The organism is Bacillus sp. BML-BC051, assembly GCF_019656175.1.
GTDB lineage: Bacteria > Bacillota > Bacilli > Bacillales > Bacillaceae_G > Bacillus_A > Bacillus_A mobilis.
Map to the genome: position 1 here is coordinate 1 of NZ_BPLI01000077.1, position 21,478 is coordinate 21,478.

Genomic DNA, 21,478 nt, shown 5'->3' on the forward strand with positions numbered 1-21,478 from the left:
TCGCTTAATGAATCAATTAGGGTTAAAATCGTTGGTAAGAATCACTAAATACCGCTCTTATCGCGGGAAGGTTGGGAAGGTAGCGCCAAATGTCTTGAAGCGTGATTTCAAGGCCTCTAAGCCTAATGAAAAGTGGGTTACAGATGTTACTGAAGTTCATTTGTTTGGTGAAAAACTCTACCTATCTCCTATTCTAGACTTGTTTAATGGTGAGATTATTTCCTATAATATTGAGAAACGCCCTACATTCCTTCTAGTCGAAAGGATGTTAGATAAGGCTTTAAAATGCTTGGATAAAGAAGATACTCCTATCCTTCATTCAGATCAAGGTTGGCACTATCAAATGGATAGATATCAATATATTTTAAGAGAAAATAATATAACTCAAAGTATGTCCCGTAAGGGAAATTGCTTAGATAATGCAGTCATTGAAAATTTCTTTGGCTTATTAAAATCTGAATTACTTTATCTTAAAGATTTTGAAAGTATGGAACACTTTAGGGAAGAACTAGAGAATTATATTTATTATTACAATAATAAAAGGATTAAGGCAAAATTAAAAGGATTGCCTCCTGTAAAATACAGAATTCAATCCTTATTAGCTGCTTAAATATATGTCTAACTTTTCGGGTCCAGTTCAAAGCAGGGTGGTTCTCGCTTTTTTGTATACAGAAATTAGCCACGGACCGACGTATCTTCTACCGATGACAACGCCAGCTCCGGTTAGGATACCATACACTAATTTAATTACAAACATCGCGATCATTTTATCACCTCCCCCCTTTTTTCAAAATGGAAGAGATGATTATCACACCTACTAGTTATAGCTTATTAAGTTACATTTCAATTGTATTATGTTTTAAAATAGGGAACAAGACATATGGATGAAAAGCCCTAGTTTTAAATGGTTGGTTTTTCATATACAATTTTATTTCTTGTTAAATAAACATAACTAAAAAAAATAAGGATACTGATAACAACATTCAAATGAAATACACGGCAGAACTAGAAAAAGCAATAGATCAACAAGAACAAACAGCTGCGTTATGTATAGAACTTCAAATACTACACTTGTATGAAGAATGTATTGGTTTCGATATTATCGAGCCATGAAATATTAGATTCTGTAAGTGAGTGTTAGAAAGAAGGAGGACTCGACTAAATGGGTTCTTTTTTTCATTTAGCGATGAGGGGAATCTTGACGATAGAAAATTAACGTAAAACCCTTATTACAAACTTAAAAAGCGCCTTGGGAGAGAGGCGCTCTTTAAGTGAATGTATTGTAACGATTATTCGGTTTATTATATGTAATTTGCTTAGGAAGTGATTTATAAAAAATGTTATTGCCATCCGTATTTTTTTATGAATGTATAAAACTTTTCCATAGGTTGCGTCGTCTAATATATGGGAAGGAGGAAATGATGTGGATGAATTAACGGTAGAAGCGTTTGAAATAGAAGATAAGGAACTCCTTATCGATGAAATCATGAACAAGTATGGACAAGAAGTCTTGCAGCTTGTGTATTCATATGTGAATAATAAAGAGGTTGCTGAGGATGTAACGCAAGATATATTTGTGAAATGTTATAAATCTTTTCATACATACAAAGGGAAGTCGAATGTGAAAACGTGGTTATGGAGAATTGCGATTAATCAATGTAAGGACCATATAAAAAGTTGGTATAACAAAAAGGTGATCGTGACAGGGGATGAATCTGCTTATATGGGGATTCAAAATGATAGTGTCGAACAAACTGTTATGCAAAATGCGGAGGACCGTGAGCTCGCTTCAGCAGTAATGAAGTTACCGATAAAATATCGAGAAGTCATTTATCTATTTTATTATGAAGAACTACCAATTAAAGAAATTGCTATTGTAATAGACGTGAAAGAAAACACAATAAAAACGAGACTGAAAAAAGCGAAGGAGCTTTTGAAGAAAGGATTGGAGGAATAATCAAATGGAAGATCGATTAAAAGGCCTGCGAAAATCAATGGAGAATACAACGTTTAAACATTTGAGTTTTTCTGATCAACACCGAAAGCGGGTGCGCGAAAAAATCAATCAATCGTCCGAAAAGGAAGAGGATATCCTTTTAGCAGTGTTGCAACTTCTTATGAATGAAAAAACAGGTTATGAATTGATGCAACTGTTGCGCGGGAGAGGGATTCAAAAATTCGAAGGTGATGAAGGATCTCTATACACTTTATTACATCGTCTAGAACAGAATCGTTTTATCCAATCTAGCTGGGATCATTCTGGAGCGAAATATTATCAACTAAATGATAAAGGAAGAAAGATGCTGCGAAAGGCAGAAAAAAATGCTACGAAAGTACAATTTATATTAAAAGGCTTAGTACAGGAGTGAGGCGAAATTGAATAAAAAAGGAGAGCGTTTTGTAAGCGAAGTTACGAATTATATTAAATCAAAAGAAGCAAAGAGCTTTGTAGCAACTGAACTAGAGTTTCACTTAAAACAGGCAAAGAACACATGGATAGAAAAAGGTTTAAGTGAGGAAGTTGCTGAAAATAAAGCGGTGGAACAAATGGGAAGTCCGGTTAAACTAGGGCAAGAACTTAACAAACTGCATAAGCCAAAGGTGGATTGGTTCTTACTGATTTTATTAGTGGCGGCTATGGGGTTAGGGTTTTTACCAATAATCTCTTTTGGATATATGAATGACTTACTAATGAGTAAGGTGATATCTGTTATTCTCGGTATTGCAACAGTTGTAGTGATGATGCTACTTGATTACCGGAAGCTAGAGAGATTCGGGTGGCTGTTTTATACAATTGGTATACTTATCTTGTTAATATTAAATTGTTTTCCGAGCGTTAGGGTGGCTGGAGAACCGTTAATAAAAATTGGTCCCATTGCAATTAGTCGCTTAATGGCGATACCTTTCTTCTTTTTAGCTTGGGCTTCTTTTTTCAATAATAGTAGATTGAAAGTTAGGTACCTTGTAATTTTGTATTTATTTTCTTTGTATTTATTCTTAATTGGATCAGCTCTTTCAACAATGTTTATTTATATTGTGATGGTATTTGTTATGCTTTGGTGGAGTAAGTTAGGAAAGAAAACGGCATTAATTATTACAATTGTACCAATCTGTTTATTGGTTATAAGGGCGTCTTTTTCCTGGTCCTCAGTAAAAGGATATCATTTGGATAGATTTTTAGGGTATTTGAATCCAGAGCGTGATGCACAGGGCGCAGGCTTTATGTATATACGTTTAAAAGAGGTAATGTCGTCAGCAGGTTGGTTTGGTACACATGGAGATGTAAAGCGCATCCCTAATCCAGATACTGATTTTGTATTTGCAAGTTTGACTTATTATTATGGATATGTGCTAGCACTGATTCTTGTCTTAATCCTTTCCCTTTTCGTAGTAAGGTTAGTGGTCATATCTTATAAAATAAATGATCGGTATGGTAAATTGCTGCTCGTTGGTGGAATGACCCTTTTTGTATTCCAGTTCATTTATAATGTTGGAATGATACTAGGATTATTGCCGCTTGCTGCGATATCCTTACCTTTTATTAGTTACGGATTAACGCCGACTGTATTTCATACGCTTATAATGGGGATCGTGCTGAGTGTATATCGACGTAAAGATCTTTCATTTAGAACGAGAAAAACACCTTAATACTTATATAAGTTGTATATAAAAGAATTCATTATTATGATCAAGTACAAACGTAAATAGATAGTAGAAGAGGGTTATGATAAATAACCTTCTTTTCGTGTTTAAATAAGTGTACTCTCTTTAACAGAAATACATAATTCAGAACGAGATATCGATTCAGTTAGTTGTTGTAAATAGGCGTATTCTTCCGCGTCTTTTTCGGAAGTGTTAGGATCTAGTAAAGGTGAAGATAGAAGTACATCAAGTGTAAGTATGTCTGCATCATGAGAAGTGATGTGATAACCTGCAAATACTGGGCGTTTTAAGTCTTTTACTGTTTGAATCATTTTATGGAATTTCGTAACATTTATATGGATTGCGGCTAATGGAAAACATTTTTCGCTAGGGTTATCGATAGTCTTCCTGATTTTATAATCGTATACGTAATAATACTTTTCTTGTTCTTCTAGTTTTTGTAACTCTTTCGTTAGTAGATGGTATGTATCTGTAAGTCCAGTTGTGAGTGTATCGTGTTCTTCGCCAACTAATAATGTGAAAGGTCTTGGTGATGAGATTTCGAGAGGACGGACGTTTAGGTCGGTAAAAGTAGGATTAGACTGTAAAATGGTATGTAATTTTTCGGTAGGAAATACGCCGTCATAAATAGCAATAAAATAATGGTTCATCTTTTCACTCCTTAACTTTTTTCTAAAATGATATATTCTACTTTAAAGGTGTAAATCCTGCAAAAAAAGAAACACCTTGATTGTTATCAAGGTGTAATAAGTTCAAAACTCTCCGAATCAGCCCCAAGTATAAAAGGACTAACCTCGCCAACGCTATAAAGTTGCAGTTCATGCATTGCGCGCGTACAAGCAGTGTAGAACAATCTACGAACGCTCTCATCGCTGTATACATCTTTAGATGCATTGTAAATAATAACAGCATCAAATTCGATACCTTTCGCTAAGTAAGCAGGGATCACGACAATACCTTGTTCATACTCAGCTGAGTTACTTTTCACAAGTTTAATATTCTCGATATGACGAAGTGCTTCGTAGGCAGCGGCGCTTTCAGCTGCAGATTTACATATAATTGCGATCGTATTGTGCTGTTGTTTTTGTAGTTCAGCAACTTTGGCAGTAATATGCTGGTGCAGTTCGCTGTCATTCGATACTTTCGTCACTGCAGGTTTCTCGCCGTCACGTTCAAAGGCGTGAATGTTCTTGCCTTCCGGTACGAGAGCATGTGTAAATTCAATAATTGGTTTTGTTGAGCGATAGCTACGAGTTAAGTTGATGCCGTTCGTTTCATCTGGTCCGTATAAGCTAGTAAGTGTATTGAAATTCACTGCTTCACTTGCATGGGCAAATATCGCTTGGTTAAAGTCTCCTAGTACAGTCATTCTTGCAGCAGGGAAGAGACGTTTTAAAAACTCAAATTGAAACGGCGAATAATCTTGCGCTTCGTCTACGAGTACGTGTTTAATCGATCTATTCGTTTGGAAGCCTTCAATTAATTCTTTTAAAAGTAAAAATGGAGTCGCATCCTCGTAATATAGCTTTCCTTCATCAAGCATGTTTACTGTTAAGGAGCAAATGTCATCCCATTCTTTCGGTTTTTCCCCAGTAACCCATGATGCATCTGTGAAGAGTTGTTTATATATACCTGTGAAATTGATGAAACGCAATGTTTGAACGCCTTTACGAAGTGGCTTCAATTTTTTACGGACAATCATACGTCCAAGTACTCTCGTTTCTTTCTCAAAATCATGGAAGGAGTTGTTGTCAAACTCGCCTTTTTTCTGTAAATATTTATAAGCCTTTTGGTATTCATCTTTGCTAAGTAATTCAATTTCTTCTTCTACCCAAGGCTTTTTCAGTTCTGTTTTTTCAATTGTATCTATTTGTTTATTTAGCCAATCCGTTAACTTTTCAATTCGATTATGGAAGCGGAGGGAGGAATCTGTATTATAAAATTGCTCTGTAATTTCTTTAGCAGAAACAATTAATTTTCCTCTAAATTTCATTCCTCTAAATAGCATGCCTGAAGATTCAAGAGATTGTCTGTACGTTCTAATCATCTCAAAAAATTGAGTAGATGCTTTAAATCGAATGCTCGCATTTCTCGTTTTATAGGTAGGGCTATCCGTTTCCGTTAACATATATTCTAATTGTTCATAAGGATCTTCAACATCAAATGACTTGCTTAGTCTATGGTTTAAATATTCTTGGAATGTCACTTGCTGCATATTTTCTTCCCCGAGTTCAGGCAATACGTTAGATACGTAGCTGTTGAACATAGAGTTAGGGGAGAAGAGAATAATTTGATCAGCTTTTAACCATTCGCGATATTTATATAGTAAGTAGGCGATTCGTTGCAATGCAGCTGACGTTTTACCACTACCAGCAGCTCCTTGCACGATAAGGAGTCGGCCTTCATCGTGACGAATAATTTCATTTTGCTCGCGCTGAATTGTAGCAACGATGCTTTGCATATGTTTGTTCGTACCTTTTCCGAGCGCTTGCTGCAAGATTTCATCACCAATTGTAAGGCTCGTATCGAACATAGAATCAATCTCGCCATTTTGAATAATGTATTGTAATTTTTTCTCCACATTACCGTGGATTACGCCGCCTGGTGTACTGTATTCAGCCGGTCCTGGTGGATAATCGTAGTACACACTCGAAATGGGTGCGCGCCAGTCATATATAAGAAAGTTTTCTCCACTTGCATCAGTAAGTGTAGCTACGCCGATATAAATTTTCTCCGCAGCAGATTCTCCTTCTTCTCTGAAATCAATTCGCCCAAAGTAAGGTGCTTTATGCATGCGTCTTAATGCGGCAAGTCGATTAAAGGTGTGCTTATGGGTAATTTGTGTGACAGCTAGTGACTGAGCTTGTTGTCTTAAGTTGATAACTGTTTCAAGATAATCATCAAAAGTATCAGTATTCACTTTCACGTCATCCCAAAAGTGTTTACGAATATGGATTACTTCTGCTCGGCGTCTGCCAGTTTCGTTTTCCAGTTTATCAATTTGCTCCGTAATCGTTTCAATTACGGTATCCAATCGTTTTTGCTCTAAATCAAGTTTTTTGTTCATACGTAAGCACTCCTTTAAAAGTGAAAAATAGAGGTTGACTGAAGATGTGTTTTGGTGTACAATTAAGATACGGATAAATACGTTCTTCGTATTTTGTAAAACGTGTTTCTGTACTAATTTAACATAGTTTTTTCATTTAATCAATGATAATAAGATAAACCTTGGTTCCGTGTGTGATGGAATCAAGGTTTTTTGTTGTAGATTATAGTCTGTTTCAGTTCGATTTTTAGCATCTATTAGTTAAAAGGGGAGAACAAAAAATCAATTTTGCGGTGGAATATATTCTCCGGTTGTTACATGAAAACCAGCAGCTTTCATTTTTGTCTGTTCTTTATTCCAGCCTATTACTAACATTAGGGGAATGTTCATCTTAGTGTCTTTTTTTAGCATGAAATTATAACCTTTTGCCCAATCTTTACCGGGATGGATATTACCTATTTTTAATGCTTTTTTTAGTAAATGGGGAGAATCGTAGTGAATATCTTCTAACTTTATAAACTCTTCTCTAGAATAAGGCGAAACGCCATCTCGGGTGACATCTTGCGCTTCAACAATTTTTCCTTCAAAGATTGTGATTAAAAATATTTTGTTCGTATCTGGCACTCCGAAATCAATATTCCAGTACTTTCTTTTACCGTTGCTCCCAATGGACTTCTCGGGTTTATCTTTGTCTATATTAACTGCCTGTAAGAATTGAGCATGTTTATTCCATTTAAGTGCAGAGGGATATGCCAACTCAATCGCTTGTTTTACTGATAATTCTTGATGCGCAGAGACTTCTAATGTATCTTTAACTGATTTTGTAGAATGAGCAGAGGTTTTCTCGGCGGTTTCAATAGAAAATAGTATAAGTAAGAGGAGGAAGATTATTTTCTTCATTTTCGTACACCTTTTTTAGATATATTCTTACCAAACTTTATTCATTTATCCCGCTTTAATGGGCAGTAAGACCCCCACATCAAAGTTCGATTGGTGAGGGCTAATAATCAGTGGGGGATGAAGAAAACCCCCACTGATTAAAGTTTCACTTTATCCTGTTTCTCGCAAATAGGAGGATAAAAATTGCAAAATAAAAAAGCTTGGGCCGAAGCCCAAGCTTTTTTCACTTCATTATTTCTTTTCGTCTTTTTTAGCGTCAGCTTTTTGCTCTTTGAAAAGATCTTTTAAATCTTTATCGTCAACTTTTACGTCAGCTTTTTTGATTTCTTTCATCATAAGATCGTTCATGAATTCGCCATCTTGTGCTTTCTTCTGAACGATTTCTTTTTTGATGTCATCTTTAGATTGTTCGAAAGATTTTTCTGGTTCTTTAATGTCTGTTACTTTAATGATGTGGTAACCGAATTGTGATTTTACAGGCTCGCTTACTTCATCTTTTTTCAGTTTATAAGCAGCATCTTCGAATTCTTTAACCATTTTACCAGAGCTGAAGAATCCTAAGTCGCCACCTTTTTCTTTTGAACCAGTATCTTCAGAGTATTGTTTTGCTAACTCTTCGAAAGATTTACCTTGTCCAAGTTCTTCTTTAACCTTTTTCGCAGTCGCTTCATCTTTTACAAGAATGTGGCTTGCTTTAATTTCAGGCTTGTAGTTATCTTTTAATTCTTTATCAGTGATTGTTTTCTCGATAGCTTTTTCTTGCGCTAATTGAGCACGCACACCAGTTTTTAAAGTTTCTTCTTTAATACCTTGTTGTTTTAATAGTGTATCGAATTGATCACCGTATTGTTTTTTCATTTCATCGTACTTTTTGTCTACTTCTTTGTCGTCAACTTTGTAGTTTTTAATAAGTACTTTTTCCATAACCATGTTGTTTAGTACTTGTTTACCAGCTTGTGTTTTCATTTGCTCGTAGAATTCTTCTTTTGTAATGTCACCAGCTTTAGATGTAACAATTTTGTCTGATGATGATCCTGTTCCACATGCTGATAATGCGATTACACTTGTTGCGGCTAAGGCAAGCATAGCTTTCTTCATTCGATAAACACTCCTACTATTATGTATTTTTAATTTATCCTACCCAATGAATTTTAGTTCATAAGAGCCCGATTAAGTCTCACTGATACTTTTGCTTTTTGTATTGGTAAAGCGCGCTTAACAGGGCTTACCGAGGCTTTAGGATAAAGTTAAGATGCGTGTCATTTATTTCATAGTATAAGCAATATGTACAAAATTTAATATATCATATTTCGACTCGATTTCATATTGATAAAGAAAATTTAACCAGTATGTGTCAGATTTTGAAGGTGTTCCATATTGGGCGCATGCCGCATATACAGAAAAGAGGAGGGGATGGGGATGAATTCTCAACTTATTTTATTACTTGTACTGTTTATTTTATTGGTTATAGTAGGTATAATTTGCTTATAGAGGAAAAAAGTGAGGAAGGGGCTTCCTTCCTCACTTTCCATGAAATATAATTTCTATATAACTAGAAATTAATAAAATTGTTATACATACATTGATAACCCGAAAGACACTGGGTTGGCGGCTCGCAGCTATTTGTTTTCGTTCACACAGTGTATGTGTCATAAAATTCGTGTAAAATATAACAAGAAGTGCGAATGCGACAAAAACAACTGTTATAAGTGTCATGAGGCGAGACCTCCTTTTGGCTAAAATACATATACTTTATATATTGTATCATACGATATTTTGTTCGTGTTATAAAATTCAGAAATAGAAGACTTTGTGTTAGAAAGTGAGGGAGAAAATGGACGTTGTTAGAAGATTAGAACAAGCTGAATACTACGTAGACCTACTATTTAAAATGATTGATGAAGAAAAGTGTCCATTTTATTCTTTGATCATAAAGAAAAAAGCTCGCAAAAAAGATATTGAACGTATACTAAAACTTTGTGAAGTACTGAACGAACAATATGTAGTGGAAAAAGCAGAAGGGCTTCTTTTGTTCGATGCGCTGTTAGATCAATTTGAAAAAGCGCTTCCACATCAGCTCGAAGTACACGAAACTGCGGAAGCGCTAGCAAAACAAGGTTTATTTAATCCGCTTATGAATGAATTCTTAAGCATGATTGCGAAAAAATAAATAGATTACTTCTTAACTAACTTCTGATCGGATTCCGTAAAATTCTCCTCAATATTCTCTAATGATTTCTCAAAAATATCGATGAAGTCTTGTCCGTAAATGTTACGCAAGATAGCGATAAGTTCGATATTTTCTGGGAACTTACCATAAAAATTACGAAGTGCAAGAGCCCCATTAAATACAGAGTTATTTTCAGGATCATACTCCTCCATTAAGCGAAGTAGTAATTCTTCCCCTTTGTCTGTAATCTCAATGTACGTATTTCGTTTATCATCTTCTTTTTTCGAGAATACAAGATAGCCGCGTTCTTCCAGTTTTTTCGAGAAGTTAAACGCCGTTGATACGTGCATAACTCCAAACTTAGCAATCTCAGAAATAGAAGCCCCTTTTAAATGATAAGCGATTGATAAAATATGATGCTCATTAATGTTTAAATCGTAAGGCTTAATCCACTGTTGCCAATCTTTCTCTACACATTTCCATAACGCTTTCGATAATTGAGCAATGCGTTGGCTGAAAATCATCGCTTCTTTTACCGAGTAATCTTTTTCTCCACTTTTCATTTACTCACCCACTTTAACATTCTTTTTCATTACTATCTATTATGCCAGTAAAATAAAAATTAATAAAGTCTTTTTGTGAGAATTGTGAAAATTTTTTGGAAAAATGACATTCTATACAAATCATGCATAACTATGGAAGCGTTTTATGAGTCGTGAATACATGCGTTGTCCATACATGTTAAGTGATAACATATATTGTAAATGCATAAAAACACGGCATATCTGTGTGATATGCCGTGTTAAGGTCAATTTATATAAAAAATATTTGTTATATGCAAAAAACTAAGCAGGAATTTGTTTACGCTTTTTCCGGAACAGCTTCTTGTAGTTTCTCAATTGATTTTTGAATGTCCAAAATCTCTTGCTCAATATGTCGTTTGTTTTGAGAAATGTCTTGCTTCCAGTTCGAAAGTGTATCTTGCATATCGTCTTTTAATTCTTGAAACACTTCTTTACCTTCTGAAGCAGTTTCAACGATTTGACGTTTTAATAATTTTGTATCAGCTGTAATATCAGCTAAAGTCTTTTTAATATCATTTCCTTTTTCTTTTAACTTACCGCGCATAGCTTTGCCAGAAGAAGGAGTAGAGAAAAGAACGGCTAGTCCAGCAACTGCTCCGCCGCAAATGACACCTGTAATAAAGGATTTAGCTTTTGACATAAAAGGAAACCTCCTTATTTTTTGTTCGTATTCATGATGTGAAAAAATATGCATATCTTTAAGACAAGGGAAAGAAAAGTGTTTAGTGCACATTCCCCGGCATCTCGAATGGAGAAACAAGCCGTGCAATATGTAATCACTTTAGGAAAGTGGCTTGTTATGTATTACTTCTTATTATAGTGTCACTATTCCACACTATTTGCAATTGTACTTGCGATGTTTTGTAAATTTTCCATTGTGTATTCATTTTGATGTGATTTCCAAACAGCACCGAAACCATCGTTTTCACCGTAGCGTGGAATTAAATGAAGGTGGAAGTGGAACACAGTTTGTCCAGCTTTTTCACCGTTATTGTTAAGTAGGTTAAAGCCAACTGGATTAAACTCTGCTTTAATCGCATTTGTGATTTTCGGAACGACAGAAAAAATGTGTGATGCGATTTCTGGCGTTAACGCAAAAATGTCTTGTTTGTGAACTTTTGGAATAACAAGGGTATGTCCTTTTGTTACTTGACTAATATCTAAAAATGCAAGCACATGTTCATCTTCGTATACTTTTGAGCAAGGGATTTGCCCGTCAATAATTTTACAAAAAATACAATTGTCCGCTGTATGATTCATTGATCTCATCCTTTCGAATATCCTTAGCCGTATTTTACCATAATTACATAAGAGAACAAACACGAAAAACAGGAAGCTGACTCAGCTTCCTGTTTTCTGAAGAGGGATTGAAAAAGCATTATCGTAATTTACGTTTCGCAGACACCTCATTTATTTAAGAAATGCACGGTAAATCGGCTAAAGTTTCTGCCGTAGACACCCCATTTTCAAGTGAAATGAATTGCAATCTTTATAAAGGGAAATTGTTTATTTTTTAAAACAGTATATGCTCTTTCGGAGACACCCCGTTTCTAAAATGAAACAAATGATCTGGTTATGTGTAAATTTCTTTGTCCAACATGGACACCCCATTTCATGATGACTTCACTATGTTGTTGTACTCATCAATTGGTGGTTGCTTTTTCAATGTGTTCCTTCTTCCTTAATTATGATGTCCGCTTTCGTAAAAATATATGCGAACAAATTTAAATTTTTTTTGAGGGCATCGATACTATGTAGTACAGCGCTATTTTTGGTAAGATGAATATAGAATGAATACTAATGAAGAAAGTGGTGTCGTATGAGCGAGTTATTGCGTGTAGAAAATGTTACAGGAGGATATACGAAACGACCTGTACTAAAAGATGTTTCGTTCTCTGTGAATAAAGGTGAACTTGTCGGCTTAATCGGTTTAAATGGAGCGGGTAAAAGTACGACGATTAAACATATTATCGGTTTAATGGAACCGAAAAAAGGAACTGTCACAATTAATGGGAAAACAATTCGTGATGATATGACAGCGTACCGTTCTAGTTTTTCGTTCATCCCAGAAACACCAGTATTATATGACGAGCTAACGCTAGAAGAACATTTGAAGTTAACAGCGATGGCGTACGGTGTCGATGAAAAACAATACGAAGAACGTGTAGGACAACTATTACAAGAATTTCGCATGAAAAATCGTTTAAAGTGGTTTCCATCTCATTTCTCAAAAGGGATGAAACAAAAAGTAATGATTATGAGTGCGTTTTTAGTGGAGCCATCTCTTTACATTGTGGACGAACCATTCGTTGGACTTGATCCGTTAGCGATTCAATCACTCCTTCAAATGATGGATCAAATGAAAAAGAGTGGCGCAGGTATTTTAATGAGTACACATATTTTAGCGACGGCAGAGCGTTATTGTGATTCGTTCATTATTTTGCATCAAGGTGAAGTAAGAGCGATGGGAACATTATCTGAACTGCAATCACAGTTTAATATGCCAGGTGCAACGCTAGATGATATTTATATTGCATTAACGAAGGAAGAAGATTATGAATAGCACAGCATTATGGAAAGAACGATTTCGTCACTTTCTAAAAGAAGTTCGTACATATAGTAAATACGTATTTAACGATCATTTGAAATTTATTTTCGTATTTATCATCGGCGCAGGAGCGTATTATTACCAGCAATGGTTACAAACGTTAACCCCTTCGTTTCCGGCGGCGCTCGTTATGGCAGTGTTGCTTGGACTTGTATTAACGGCCGGATCTATTCAAACGTTATTAAAAGAAGCGGATCTCGTTTACTTGCTGCCCGTTGAAGAAAAGTTAAAACCTTACTTCACAAAGGCATTTCTCTTTACGTTTATGATTCAGTTATACATAATCGCAATCGTTGCGGCAGCGCTTGCCCCGTTATACTTCCAGCAAATGAAGCAAACAGGAGCGGCCTACATATGGATTGTACTCGCGTTTGTCATTGTAAAAGCGTGGAACTTATTCGTCGCGTGGGAAAAATCATTTTTAACAGATCAAAATATACAAAGAGCTGATTGGTTCATTCGTTTTATTTTAAACGGCTTATTTGTGTATTTCCTTGTAGAACGTACTTCCGTTATGTTTATTGGCGGAATCGTCCTTCTCATGGTGTTATACCTCGTAGTACTGCATCAAATGGTGAAGGGAAAGCCGCTAAACTGGGAATATTTAATTTCTGAAGAAGGTAAGAAAATGATGCTGCTGTACCGCATCGCGAACATGTTCGTTGATGTACCAGCATTAAAAGAAAGAGTAGCACGTAGAAAATGGCTTGATTTCATCCTTTCGATGATTGGTGAAAAGCGTACATATTTATACTTATATACGAGAACGTTTTTACGATCTGGTAACTATTTCGGCTTGTATGTACGCCTGCTTGCTCTTGGCGGAGTTATTCTTTACTTCATTCCATTTTTATATGGAAGATTTATCGTAAGCTTTATTTTCCTATACTTAATCGGTTATCAGCTATTAACTTTATGGAAGCATCACCGCATGAAGATTTGGCTTGATTTGTACCCGGTCGGGGGAGAAGAGAAGAAGAAAGATTTTCTTACTTTATTAAATGCAATTCTTATTATTGGCAGCGTTGTATTTACAGTTATATTCGCCCTTGCGACGAAAGATTTCATGATGACGGGCATTTTATTAGTCGCAAGCATAGTATTTAGTATCGGTTTCGTTTATCAATACGGGGCGAAACGTATTGAGCGTTTAAATTGAAGGGAATGAACCTATGATTACATATGAAGAGAAGGTTATAAAAGAATTGGAGCAGTGGAAAGCTACATTCATGAAAGATTCTTCTATGATGACACGGTTCTCTAAGAAAGTGCAGACGAAAGTACAACAGCTTATTCCGGCGAAAGTGCAAAAAGTATTAACGGAAACGATTCGGATGATGGTGCAAACGATTAGTGCTGGATCAAACTTTATAAAGCCGAAATTAAAAGAGACGAATTGGTCATTGCAAAGAAGAGACGATGAAGTACGTAAAAAAATGGATGAGTACAAAAAAATAGCAGCGGCAGAAGGAGCAGGGACGGGAGCAGGCGGTATTCTCCTTGGCCTTGCTGACTTTCCGCTTTTACTCGGCATTAAAATTAAATTTTTATTCGATGCAGCAACGTTGTACGGATTTGATACGAGCGATAAAGAAGAGCGCCTTTTTATCCTTCACGTTTTCCAGCTTGCCTTTTCCAGTGACGACCACAGAAAAGAAATATGGAAAGCAATTGAAACGTGGGATACAGAAGAAGAAAATCATATGGACTGGGAAAAGTTCCAAACAGAGTACCGAGACTATATCGATTTAGCCAAAATGCTTCAGCTTGTACCAATAATCGGTGCCCCAGTCGGCGCATATGCGAACTATCAATTACTGCAAAGACTCGGAGAAGTGACGATGAATTGTTATCGTATGCGATTGTTAAATAGGAATTAAAAAGAAAGCATCCTAAATGTGTGATTTAGGATGCTTTTTATTTTTTATAAGGAACACTCCTGAATTAAAAAACAAATTTAAATAGTTATGTTGAAGTGAAACCGTTAGATTTAGTGTTTTAAATCAAAACCTTCAGATGTGGAAATGGAACCGATGTGATAATCATTAGCGAATTCAACAGCTGCCGAGAATGTTTTATTTTTATCATCTTTCACATGTCCTGAAATCCAAACACTTTGAAAGTCCTTTGGGGCAAATTTATGTTTAGTAATCACTACGTCTAGATTTTCTTTTTCTTTAAAATATTGAATTGTAGTTTCTGTTGCCTTATTAACTATTTGTTGTTCCTCATTCTTTTGATCTATAGTACATCCTCCTAAAAGGATAAATGTAAAGATAAAGAATAATCTTATAGCATATTTTTTCACGAATAATCACCCCGTTACTAGTGCGTTATATTCCTCTTCAATAAATTTTATATTCACTGGACATTGTGTGGTGAAGCATAAAGAAAAGGCAATCTAAAGTGCCCGGATTATTAGTTTTTAAGCTCTAAATTTTTGGTAGTTGAAATAGCGCCTATATGATAATTATTTGCGTATTCAACTGAAGCAGTGAATTTTTTAGTTGTATCATTAGTCACATAGCCTGATATAGAGATAGTTTGAAAGTCTTTTGGTCCAAATTCATGATCAGTAATTGTTACATCTAAGTCCTCTGTTTTTTTGAAATACTGAATGGTTGTTTCAGTTGCTTTATTAATGATTTGTTGTTCATCATTTTTTGGATTTATTGTACACCCTCCTAAAGTAGCAAATACTAAGATTAAAAGGAAATAAAAACTAATTTTTTTGAATTTGATAATCATTTTCTCCCTCCAATGATGTTGTCTCAGTTATTAGGATATATCATTTTTTACAAGGAGGGAGTGTTTTGAAAGAAAATAATAAAAATACAGATGAAACTTTTTTGGTTTATCTAAATAGGAATTGATTTGTTTTATAAAAAAGACATCCTAATCACACATTTAGGATGTCTTTTTGTTCTAATGATTAATGTTTAAAAGGAAAATTTCAGATTGTCTATTCAGTGTTTTAGGCTGAAATTAGTGGTAGAGATAGAACCGATATTATAATCATCTTTATAATCAATTGAAGTAGTAAATTTCTTATTTGTATCATCTTTGATATGACCAGTTATAAAAATAGTTTCGATGTCATTAGAAGGAAATCGATGATTCGTAATAGTCACTTCTAAATTTTCTTTTTCTTTAAAATATTGGATTGTAGTTTCAGTTGCTTTATTAACTATTTGTTGTTCCTCATTCTTTTGATCTATCGTACATCCACCTAAAAGGATAAGTGTAAAGATAAAGAATAATCTTATAGCATATTTTTTCACGAATAATCACTCCGTTAATAGTGCGTTATATTCCTCTCCAATAAATTTTATATTCACTGAACATTGTGTGGTGGGGGATAAAGAAAGGGCTCTTTAAAAGAGTGCCTTTGCTTTATTATTTTAAATGTAAATTTTCACTTGTAGAGATAGAACCTATTGTATATTCATCTCCACCGTATTCTATTGTAATATTAAATGTTTTACTTTCATCATTTTTTATATAGCCGGAGATAAAGATACCTTGTAAATCACTTGGACCAAATCTATAATCAGTGATTACTACATCTAAGTCTTGTTTTTCTTTGAAGTATTGGATTGTCCTTTCTTGTGCCTTTTCAACGATTTGTTGTTCATCATTTTTTTGATTTATCGTACATCCCCCTAAAATACTTGAAATAAATATAAAGAATAGAAAAAAACTAATTTTTTTGATTGTAATATCCATATTTATCCTCCAATAATGGCATCTTGATTATATAAAATATCGTGATAGAAGGAATGTTTTTAGTGAAAAAAGCACTCGCTTTTTCTGATAGCGGGATGCTTTTTATTTCTTATAAAGAACATTCTTGAATTAAAGAAAAAACTTAAATAATTATGTTGACGTGAAACTATTAGATTTAGTGTTTAAAATTCAAATTATTAGACGCTGAAATAGAACCAATATGATAATCATTAGCGTATTGGACTGAAGCGGTAAACTTTTTACTTTTGTCATTTGTTACATAACCTGAGATAAGGATAGTTTGAAAATCTTTTTGTCCAAATTTATGATCAGTGATTGTTACATCTAAGTCCTCTGTTTCTTTAAAATATTTAATAGTTACCTCTTCTGCCTTTGCTACTATTTCTTTTTCTTCATTTGTTTTATTATTCATACCGCATCCTCCTAAAAGGATAAGTGTAAGGATAATGAATAATCTTATACCATTTTTTTTCAATCAAAATCCCTCCATTAATGTTATTTTATATTTAGAATATATTAAATTATCTGGTGGTGGGGATGTTTTGAAGGAAAATGATAAAGTTTTAGATTCTAGTTATTATCAGCTGTCAAGGTTTGCTTATCGTGGTGATGAGAAGTTAGGAAACAGTATTGAGGTCACTGAAAACAAAGGTAATTGATAAACTAATTCATAAGGGAAAAACTGATTTATCTAGTGATGAAAAAGCATGTTGGGAAGCGATGATACAAGCGGAAAAAATCTTGTTAGAAGATGGTGCAGTAGCTCCTTTCTATCAAACGGGACGCTCATACTTATAACGATCGGCTATTAAAGGGCTTGTGACGAATGATTTTGGGGGAGAATTTAATTTTAAATGGACTGAAGTTAAATAATGAAATGACATTGCGGTATGATAGTAACTAAAAAGAGCCTCTAAGGAGGCTCTTTTTTAACTAGTCCATAAAAAAGAAACTCTAGTGAGTATCTAATGACCTAGTTTTTTCATTCTAGACTTTCAGAATATGTTCTAGAAGTGACTCTATAATCACTATCTCCATATTTGACATGCACTGTAAATGCTTGAGTTTTATCGTCTTTAACATGCCCTTTTATAAAAACAGTTTGAAAATCACTCGGAGCAAATTCATATCCAGTAATTACTACATCTAGATTTTCTTTTTCCTTAAAATATTGAATGGCTGTTTCATTTGCTTTTTCTACTATTTGTCGTTCCTCATTCTTTTGATTTATAGTACATCCTCCTAAAAGGATAAGTGTAAAAATAAAGAATAATCTTACACCAAATTTTTTCACGAATAATCACTCCATGAATGTTGCATTATATTCCTCTTAACTAAATTGTATATCCACAGAATATGGTGTGGCTGGGTATAAAGAAACGGGACTCTAAAGTAAAAAGGTTATTAGTTTTTAAGTTTTAAATTTTTAATGTTGGAAGTCAGGCTTATTGAATAGTCATCCTAGCCTTTATATACACATGAAATAATTAGAATTAATATAAATGCCCAACAAAAAATATATTGTATTTTCATATTAATTTCAGTCATCATAACTAATACTTTCAACCTTATATTTATCTTTATAAGTTATATCTGCAGTTATTTTCCGATTTGGATTATTGGTTACATGACCCGATACAAAAATTACTCCAAAATTTGCAGGGCCGAATGCGACTTTTGTCACTGTAACATCTAGTTTTTTATCCTCTTTAAAATGTTGGATTGCGATCTTTTTTGCTTTTTCTTTTAATGCTATTTCCTCATTTTTTTATCCATATTGTATTATTTTTTTAGAGAAAAATTCGTTGAAACAGAACCAACATTATAATTATTATTGTAATCTATTGTAGCAGTGAATTCCTTGCTTTCATCATCTTTGATATGACCAGTTATGAAGACTGATTCTAGATCATTAGAAGGGAACCTGTAATCAGTAATAGTTACATCTAAATTTTGTTTCTCTTTAAAGTAATTAATTGTTTTTTCTGTTGCTTTATCTACTATTTGTTTTTCTTTATTATTTTCCTGCATATTACATCCCCCAATTATTGTACTTACAAAGATAAAAAAGACAAAAAAGGTAAATTTTCGGATTTTAATTCTCATGTTTACCCTCCGTTAATGTTGTTCTATAATTTAGAATATACTAAATATCCCGAGGAGGGAATACTTTGGATAGCAAAAATACACAAGAAGTGTTAGATTTAAGCTTTTATCGAATGGCTAAAGATGCGTATAAATCAGATAAAGAGTTAAGAAATGAAATTACAGTGAATAATGCGAATGATGATACTTTACAAACATGGAAGGTCCGTGAAACATTCCACGACAAACAAACCGGAATGGACGCAGTAGTCTTTGAACGAGATGTCGATGGGAAAAAGCAAGTTATGGTAGCTTTCCGAGGTACAGAAGGGGATAAAATTATAGAGAAAAACTCTTTAGGCATTCCGATGAAGCCAGGGGAAGGTATGAAGGATTTAAAAACGGACACTAATCATTTTGTATTACGAGAAGGTGTTCATGAACCAGCAGCACCTCCTGTAGCAGGGACTGAGAATGAAGGTTCAAAGAAATATTGGAATGAAGAGAATCAGCGCTGGGAAACACATAATCAATTCGAACAAGCTGAAAGGGTCATGAAACAAGTAACGGATACATACAAGGACAGGGATGATGTGGAGATATATACAACGGGTCATTCGTTAGGGGGAGCTTTAGCGGAATATGCAGCGGCATCTAATGATAATGTAAGGTGTATGTCATGGAATGCGCCGAGTGCAACACATTTGTTACCGCCTGATTTACAAGAAAGAGCAAATAATGGTGAGTTTAATAATAGAATTGTAAGTGTTGTTCACGGAAATGATTCAATTGGCTATGGACCATTTGGTGCATATGAAAGTCATATAGGCTCTACTTATGCGGTAACCCCACCAATTTCGAAAGAAGAAATGTCAAAGCTATCATTACAGCAAAAGCTTGGGATGGATGTTGCTCGATTTTTGAATTCGATAAGTGGCCCTGGTTATCATTATCAAACAGATCAGAACTTCCGGTTTGGGGAGAATGGATCTTTATCCAATAAATACTTGTTAAATGTAGACACGAATGAAAGAGTTTATGATTCACCAGGCGCGTTATTAGGTGGGGGAGAAATTCGTGTAGTGGTAGAGAATTTAGAACAAGCTGTAAGAGATATGAAGCGAAACGCGCAAGAATTTCAAGATAGAGTACCGAGGTTAATTTCTAATATGATGACATTATTAGAAACGGCTGAAAGTAGACGGGTAGAAGCTAAAGTAAATAATATACGTGCACATGTAGAGCATTTAAGTTTTTGGTACATACGAACAGCAACGGAAATTTCAGATTTTATTGAGAAGAAAGCCGATGATTATAAGAAGACGGATCAACAATATTAAGGGAGAAGATTAGGATGCCGAGAATTTACTTAAATGAAGAAGCTTTGAATCAAGCTATACAACAATTTGACCATATGATTCAAGACTTAAATCATAATAAAAGAGTTGTAAGTAATGTACATAATTTACTCTTATCAAGCTGGTCGCAACTTGGAGTAGGGAAAAAAGCCATTAGCGATTTAGAATCTTTTAAAAAAGATATCGAAAGAAGGATGGAAGAATTAGAGTCTGATAAAAGAGAGTTAAAGGGTGCGATTGATTTATTAAAAGCGCTGGACCAAAGCTATGATTATATGGGTCCTAAATATTAAATTACAAGAAGCACTCACAAAGGTGCTTTTTGTAGTTTAACTGGATTCAAGATTATTTTAGTCATTATTAAGGAATATGATCCTAGATCCGTAATGTAGATTGAAAAAGTAATATACAGGTTTGAATCAAACTTGCAAACGATGATTTTTTATTTTACAATTTATTTACCGACCGGTAAGTAAAAATAAGTGAGGTACAGTATGACAAAGAATTTACAAACATCGCAAAACATTGTCGAGGCATCATTTAAACTCATGGCAGAGCACGGCATTGAGAAGATGAGCCTTTCCATGATTGCGAAAGAGGTAGGTATTTCAAAACCGGCTATTTATTATCATTTTTCTTCTAAAGAAGCGTTAGTCGATTTTTTATTTGAAGAAATTTTTTCTGGGTATCATTTCGTGAGTTATTTCGATAAAGAACAATATACGAAAGAAAACTTTGCAGAAAAGTTAACTTCAGATGGTTTACATATGCTCTCTGAATATGAAGGGCAAGAAGGAATATTACGCGTTATAAATGAATTCATCGTAACTGCATCGCGAAATGAAAAGTATCAGAAACGCTTATTTGAAATACAAGAAGATTTCTTAAACGGATTCCACGATTTATTGAAGAAAGGTGTAGAACTTGACGTTGTGTCACAGCAGGAAACGGAAGAAAATGCTCATACGTTAGCGCTCGTGATCGATAATATGAGTAATTACATGTTAATGGGATTCCAGCTAAAGTATAAAGAAATTTGGATTCGAAATGTGAAAAATGTAATGAAGGGGGAATAGGGATGAAAATGCAAAAAAACTGGTGGCTCGGTTTTCTTGGATTCATTGGGATTTATAAAATACCAGGTATGATCGAAGCTTTTCAAGCGGATGGAAGTTGGATGAAATTAATAGGGTTTATTTGGTTACTTTGGTTCGGATATTTTATTCCAGAGAAGAAAGATAAAGAAGAATAAATATTAATTTTCTGTAAAGTTATGTAAAATATAGATTGAGAGTATTCGTATATTAGATTACTAGA

General features: G+C 34.4%; 30 protein-coding genes and 2 pseudogenes. 16 read left to right on the forward strand and 16 right to left on the reverse strand.

What is annotated here, in order from left to right; translation table 11 throughout:
- Positions 1–610 (forward strand): annotated as a pseudogene (locus tag K5S59_RS25390) (IS3-like element ISBce15 family transposase); the annotation flags it as partial.
- Positions 611–637: 27 nt separating this feature from the next.
- Here the strand turns inward: K5S59_RS25390 and K5S59_RS30335 are convergent.
- Positions 638–766, reverse strand: a complete 129-nt coding sequence (locus tag K5S59_RS30335; RefSeq protein ID WP_000561152.1) for a hypothetical protein — start codon at positions 764–766, stop codon at positions 638–640.
- 221 nt (positions 767–987) lie between these two features.
- On the opposite strand from K5S59_RS30335, the gene K5S59_RS30340 reads away from it, so the two are divergent.
- The 4 genes from K5S59_RS30340 (at position 988) to K5S59_RS25405 (ending at position 3,648) form a co-directional block, all read left to right on the forward strand.
- Positions 988–1,113 (forward strand): hypothetical protein, encoded by a 126-nt coding sequence (locus K5S59_RS30340; protein ID WP_255261373.1) that lies wholly within the window; start codon positions 988–990, stop codon positions 1,111–1,113.
- Between the two features lie 310 nt (positions 1,114–1,423).
- A complete protein-coding gene (locus K5S59_RS25395; protein WP_120449635.1) occupies positions 1,424–1,957 on the forward strand; it encodes a sigma-70 family RNA polymerase sigma factor in 534 nt (177 codons plus the stop codon).
- A gap of 4 nt (positions 1,958–1,961) precedes the next feature.
- Entirely contained in the window at positions 1,962–2,369 is a 408-nt protein-coding gene (locus K5S59_RS25400) for a PadR family transcriptional regulator (RefSeq protein ID WP_000390178.1), read from the forward strand.
- 7 nt (positions 2,370–2,376) lie between these two features.
- Positions 2,377–3,648 (forward strand): FtsW/RodA/SpoVE family cell cycle protein, encoded by a 1,272-nt coding sequence (locus tag K5S59_RS25405; protein ID WP_212981988.1) that lies wholly within the window; start codon positions 2,377–2,379, stop codon positions 3,646–3,648.
- Positions 3,649–3,749: 101 nt separating this feature from the next.
- Here the strand turns inward: K5S59_RS25405 and K5S59_RS25410 are convergent, their stop codons facing one another.
- The 4 genes from K5S59_RS25410 to prsA form a co-directional block, all read right to left on the reverse strand.
- A complete protein-coding gene (locus K5S59_RS25410) occupies positions 3,750–4,313 on the reverse strand; it encodes a hypothetical protein (RefSeq protein WP_120449639.1) in 564 nt (187 codons plus the stop codon).
- 86 nt (positions 4,314–4,399) lie between these two features.
- Positions 4,400–6,730 (reverse strand): RNA polymerase recycling motor HelD, encoded by a 2,331-nt coding sequence (helD, locus tag K5S59_RS25415; RefSeq protein WP_120449641.1) that lies wholly within the window; start codon positions 6,728–6,730, stop codon positions 4,400–4,402.
- 261 nt (positions 6,731–6,991) lie between these two features.
- Positions 6,992–7,609 (reverse strand): hypothetical protein, encoded by a 618-nt coding sequence (locus K5S59_RS25420; protein ID WP_098258327.1) that lies wholly within the window; start codon positions 7,607–7,609, stop codon positions 6,992–6,994.
- A 231-nt stretch (positions 7,610–7,840) separates the two neighbouring features.
- Positions 7,841–8,707, reverse strand: coding sequence for a peptidylprolyl isomerase PrsA (prsA, locus tag K5S59_RS25425; RefSeq protein WP_000710044.1), 867 nt, complete (start codon positions 8,705–8,707; stop codon positions 7,841–7,843).
- A gap of 279 nt (positions 8,708–8,986) precedes the next feature.
- On the opposite strand from prsA, the gene K5S59_RS30500 reads away from it, so the two are divergent.
- On the forward strand, positions 8,987–9,100 hold the full coding sequence (locus tag K5S59_RS30500) for a hypothetical protein (RefSeq protein WP_002007073.1): 114 nt from the start codon (positions 8,987–8,989) through the stop codon (positions 9,098–9,100).
- Positions 9,101–9,130: 30 nt separating this feature from the next.
- Here the strand turns inward: K5S59_RS30500 and K5S59_RS25430 are convergent, their stop codons facing one another.
- Positions 9,131–9,325: a hypothetical protein gene (locus K5S59_RS25430; protein ID WP_000172691.1), complete on the reverse strand. Its 195-nt coding sequence runs from the start codon at positions 9,323–9,325 to the stop codon at positions 9,131–9,133.
- A gap of 118 nt (positions 9,326–9,443) precedes the next feature.
- Between K5S59_RS25430 and K5S59_RS25435 the strand changes: the two genes are divergently transcribed.
- Positions 9,444–9,779 (forward strand): DUF1878 family protein, encoded by a 336-nt coding sequence (locus K5S59_RS25435; RefSeq protein WP_000383650.1) that lies wholly within the window; start codon positions 9,444–9,446, stop codon positions 9,777–9,779.
- Between the two features lie 5 nt (positions 9,780–9,784).
- Here K5S59_RS25435 and K5S59_RS25440 read toward each other — a convergent pair whose 3' ends face one another.
- The 3 genes from K5S59_RS25440 to K5S59_RS25450 all read right to left on the reverse strand — a co-directional run bounded on the left by K5S59_RS25440 (position 9,785) and on the right by K5S59_RS25450 (position 11,623).
- Entirely contained in the window at positions 9,785–10,342 is a 558-nt protein-coding gene (locus tag K5S59_RS25440) for an HTH-type transcriptional regulator Hpr (protein ID WP_000834920.1), read from the reverse strand.
- Between the two features lie 298 nt (positions 10,343–10,640).
- The gene (locus tag K5S59_RS25445) at positions 10,641–11,003 is read right to left on the reverse strand and encodes a YtxH domain-containing protein (RefSeq protein WP_000030295.1); all 363 of its coding nucleotides are present in this window, start codon (positions 11,001–11,003) and stop codon (positions 10,641–10,643) included.
- Between the two features lie 185 nt (positions 11,004–11,188).
- Positions 11,189–11,623: an HIT family protein gene (locus tag K5S59_RS25450; RefSeq protein WP_001016842.1), complete on the reverse strand. Its 435-nt coding sequence runs from the start codon at positions 11,621–11,623 to the stop codon at positions 11,189–11,191.
- 559 nt (positions 11,624–12,182) lie between these two features.
- Here K5S59_RS25450 and ecsA point away from each other — a divergent pair.
- Genes ecsA through ecsC form a run of 3 tightly spaced genes read left to right on the forward strand, consistent with a single transcriptional unit; the run spans position 12,183 to position 14,851 of the window.
- The gene (gene ecsA, locus K5S59_RS25455) at positions 12,183–12,926 is read left to right on the forward strand and encodes an ABC transporter ATP-binding protein EcsA (protein WP_001292604.1); all 744 of its coding nucleotides are present in this window, start codon (positions 12,183–12,185) and stop codon (positions 12,924–12,926) included.
- Complete coding sequence (gene ecsB / locus K5S59_RS25460) at positions 12,919–14,130, forward strand: ABC transporter permease EcsB (protein WP_001089104.1); 1,212 nt, start codon at positions 12,919–12,921, stop codon at positions 14,128–14,130. Before ecsA ends, ecsB begins: the two co-directional genes overlap by 8 nt.
- Positions 14,131–14,143: 13 nt before the next feature.
- Positions 14,144–14,851: an ecs operon protein EcsC gene (ecsC, locus tag K5S59_RS25465; RefSeq protein ID WP_000634127.1), complete on the forward strand. Its 708-nt coding sequence runs from the start codon at positions 14,144–14,146 to the stop codon at positions 14,849–14,851.
- Positions 14,852–14,961: 110 nt separating this feature from the next.
- Here ecsC and K5S59_RS25470 read toward each other — a convergent pair whose 3' ends face one another.
- From K5S59_RS25470 to K5S59_RS25490, 5 genes are all read right to left on the reverse strand, one after another.
- Positions 14,962–15,279, reverse strand: a complete 318-nt coding sequence (locus K5S59_RS25470; RefSeq protein WP_000759575.1) for a hypothetical protein — start codon at positions 15,277–15,279, stop codon at positions 14,962–14,964.
- Positions 15,280–15,389: 110 nt separating this feature from the next.
- Positions 15,390–15,719: a DUF1433 domain-containing protein gene (locus tag K5S59_RS25475; protein WP_098087968.1), complete on the reverse strand. Its 330-nt coding sequence runs from the start codon at positions 15,717–15,719 to the stop codon at positions 15,390–15,392.
- A 218-nt stretch (positions 15,720–15,937) separates the two neighbouring features.
- Entirely contained in the window at positions 15,938–16,252 is a 315-nt protein-coding gene (locus K5S59_RS25480; RefSeq protein WP_087957640.1) for a DUF1433 domain-containing protein, read from the reverse strand.
- A 115-nt stretch (positions 16,253–16,367) separates the two neighbouring features.
- Positions 16,368–16,697, reverse strand: a complete 330-nt coding sequence (locus K5S59_RS25485; RefSeq protein ID WP_000355531.1) for a hypothetical protein — start codon at positions 16,695–16,697, stop codon at positions 16,368–16,370.
- A 175-nt stretch (positions 16,698–16,872) separates the two neighbouring features.
- Positions 16,873–17,193 (reverse strand): hypothetical protein, encoded by a 321-nt coding sequence (locus K5S59_RS25490; RefSeq protein ID WP_033655991.1) that lies wholly within the window; start codon positions 17,191–17,193, stop codon positions 16,873–16,875.
- Here K5S59_RS25490 and K5S59_RS25495 point away from each other — a divergent pair.
- On the forward strand, positions 17,165–17,377 hold the full coding sequence (locus K5S59_RS25495; protein ID WP_033655992.1) for a hypothetical protein: 213 nt from the start codon (positions 17,165–17,167) through the stop codon (positions 17,375–17,377). The two genes, K5S59_RS25490 and K5S59_RS25495, sit on opposite strands and share 29 nt — an antisense overlap.
- Positions 17,367–17,591, forward strand: a pseudogene (locus tag K5S59_RS25500) (peptide ABC transporter substrate-binding protein); the annotation flags it as partial. The gene K5S59_RS25495 and the pseudogene K5S59_RS25500, both read left to right, overlap by 11 nt.
- 109 nt (positions 17,592–17,700) lie before the next feature.
- Here the strand turns inward: K5S59_RS25500 and K5S59_RS25505 are convergent.
- Positions 17,701–18,012, reverse strand: a complete 312-nt coding sequence (locus K5S59_RS25505; RefSeq protein WP_120449643.1) for a hypothetical protein — start codon at positions 18,010–18,012, stop codon at positions 17,701–17,703.
- A gap of 488 nt (positions 18,013–18,500) precedes the next feature.
- Complete coding sequence (locus tag K5S59_RS25510) at positions 18,501–18,824, reverse strand: hypothetical protein (RefSeq protein WP_001220548.1); 324 nt, start codon at positions 18,822–18,824, stop codon at positions 18,501–18,503.
- A gap of 113 nt (positions 18,825–18,937) precedes the next feature.
- On the opposite strand from K5S59_RS25510, the gene K5S59_RS25515 reads away from it, so the two are divergent.
- The 4 genes from K5S59_RS25515 to K5S59_RS25530 all read left to right on the forward strand — a co-directional run bounded on the left by K5S59_RS25515 (position 18,938) and on the right by K5S59_RS25530 (position 21,413).
- Positions 18,938–20,143 carry a lipase family protein gene (locus tag K5S59_RS25515; protein WP_438800481.1) on the forward strand — a complete coding sequence of 402 codons (1,206 nt, stop codon included), beginning with the start codon at positions 18,938–18,940 and terminating at the stop codon, positions 20,141–20,143.
- A 14-nt stretch (positions 20,144–20,157) separates the two neighbouring features.
- A complete protein-coding gene (locus tag K5S59_RS25520; protein ID WP_001137433.1) occupies positions 20,158–20,454 on the forward strand; it encodes a hypothetical protein in 297 nt (98 codons plus the stop codon).
- Between the two features lie 201 nt (positions 20,455–20,655).
- Positions 20,656–21,237: a TetR/AcrR family transcriptional regulator gene (locus tag K5S59_RS25525; protein ID WP_120449645.1), complete on the forward strand. Its 582-nt coding sequence runs from the start codon at positions 20,656–20,658 to the stop codon at positions 21,235–21,237.
- A gap of 2 nt (positions 21,238–21,239) precedes the next feature.
- On the forward strand, positions 21,240–21,413 hold the full coding sequence (locus K5S59_RS25530) for a hypothetical protein (RefSeq protein ID WP_061676567.1): 174 nt from the start codon (positions 21,240–21,242) through the stop codon (positions 21,411–21,413).
- Positions 21,414–21,478 lie beyond the last annotated feature (65 nt).

Excerpts from the sequence above, each read along its gene's own strand:
- K5S59_RS30335 (WP_000561152.1), bottom strand. The coding sequence starts at position 766 with ATGATCGCGATGTTTGTAATTAAATTAGTGTATGGTATCCTAACCGGA.
- K5S59_RS30340 (WP_255261373.1), top strand. The coding sequence starts at position 988 with ATGAAATACACGGCAGAACTAGAAAAAGCAATAGATCAACAAGAACAA.
- K5S59_RS25400 (WP_000390178.1), top strand. The coding sequence starts at position 1,962 with ATGGAAGATCGATTAAAAGGCCTGCGAAAATCAATGGAGAATACAACG.
- K5S59_RS25410 (WP_120449639.1), bottom strand. The coding sequence starts at position 4,313 with ATGAACCATTATTTTATTGCTATTTATGACGGCGTATTTCCTACCGAA.
- helD (WP_120449641.1), bottom strand. The coding sequence starts at position 6,730 with ATGAACAAAAAACTTGATTTAGAGCAAAAACGATTGGATACCGTAATT.
- K5S59_RS25420 (WP_098258327.1), bottom strand. The coding sequence starts at position 7,609 with ATGAAGAAAATAATCTTCCTCCTCTTACTTATACTATTTTCTATTGAA.
- prsA (WP_000710044.1), bottom strand. The coding sequence starts at position 8,707 with ATGAAGAAAGCTATGCTTGCCTTAGCCGCAACAAGTGTAATCGCATTA.
- K5S59_RS25430 (WP_000172691.1), bottom strand. The coding sequence starts at position 9,325 with ATGACACTTATAACAGTTGTTTTTGTCGCATTCGCACTTCTTGTTATA.
- K5S59_RS25435 (WP_000383650.1), top strand. The coding sequence starts at position 9,444 with ATGGACGTTGTTAGAAGATTAGAACAAGCTGAATACTACGTAGACCTA.
- K5S59_RS25440 (WP_000834920.1), bottom strand. The coding sequence starts at position 10,342 with ATGAAAAGTGGAGAAAAAGATTACTCGGTAAAAGAAGCGATGATTTTC.
- K5S59_RS25445 (WP_000030295.1), bottom strand. The coding sequence starts at position 11,003 with ATGTCAAAAGCTAAATCCTTTATTACAGGTGTCATTTGCGGCGGAGCA.
- K5S59_RS25450 (WP_001016842.1), bottom strand. The coding sequence starts at position 11,623 with ATGAATCATACAGCGGACAATTGTATTTTTTGTAAAATTATTGACGGG.
- ecsA (WP_001292604.1), top strand. The coding sequence starts at position 12,183 with ATGAGCGAGTTATTGCGTGTAGAAAATGTTACAGGAGGATATACGAAA.
- ecsB (WP_001089104.1), top strand. The coding sequence starts at position 12,919 with ATGAATAGCACAGCATTATGGAAAGAACGATTTCGTCACTTTCTAAAA.
- ecsC (WP_000634127.1), top strand. The coding sequence starts at position 14,144 with ATGATTACATATGAAGAGAAGGTTATAAAAGAATTGGAGCAGTGGAAA.
- K5S59_RS25475 (WP_098087968.1), bottom strand. The coding sequence starts at position 15,719 with ATGATTATCAAATTCAAAAAAATTAGTTTTTATTTCCTTTTAATCTTA.
- K5S59_RS25485 (WP_000355531.1), bottom strand. The coding sequence starts at position 16,697 with ATGGATATTACAATCAAAAAAATTAGTTTTTTTCTATTCTTTATATTT.
- K5S59_RS25495 (WP_033655992.1), top strand. The coding sequence starts at position 17,165 with ATGAATAATCTTATACCATTTTTTTTCAATCAAAATCCCTCCATTAAT.
- K5S59_RS25510 (WP_001220548.1), bottom strand. The coding sequence starts at position 18,824 with ATGAGAATTAAAATCCGAAAATTTACCTTTTTTGTCTTTTTTATCTTT.
- K5S59_RS25515 (WP_438800481.1), top strand. The coding sequence starts at position 18,938 with ATGGCTAAAGATGCGTATAAATCAGATAAAGAGTTAAGAAATGAAATT.
- K5S59_RS25520 (WP_001137433.1), top strand. The coding sequence starts at position 20,158 with ATGCCGAGAATTTACTTAAATGAAGAAGCTTTGAATCAAGCTATACAA.
- K5S59_RS25525 (WP_120449645.1), top strand. The coding sequence starts at position 20,656 with ATGACAAAGAATTTACAAACATCGCAAAACATTGTCGAGGCATCATTT.
- K5S59_RS25530 (WP_061676567.1), top strand. The coding sequence starts at position 21,240 with ATGAAAATGCAAAAAAACTGGTGGCTCGGTTTTCTTGGATTCATTGGG.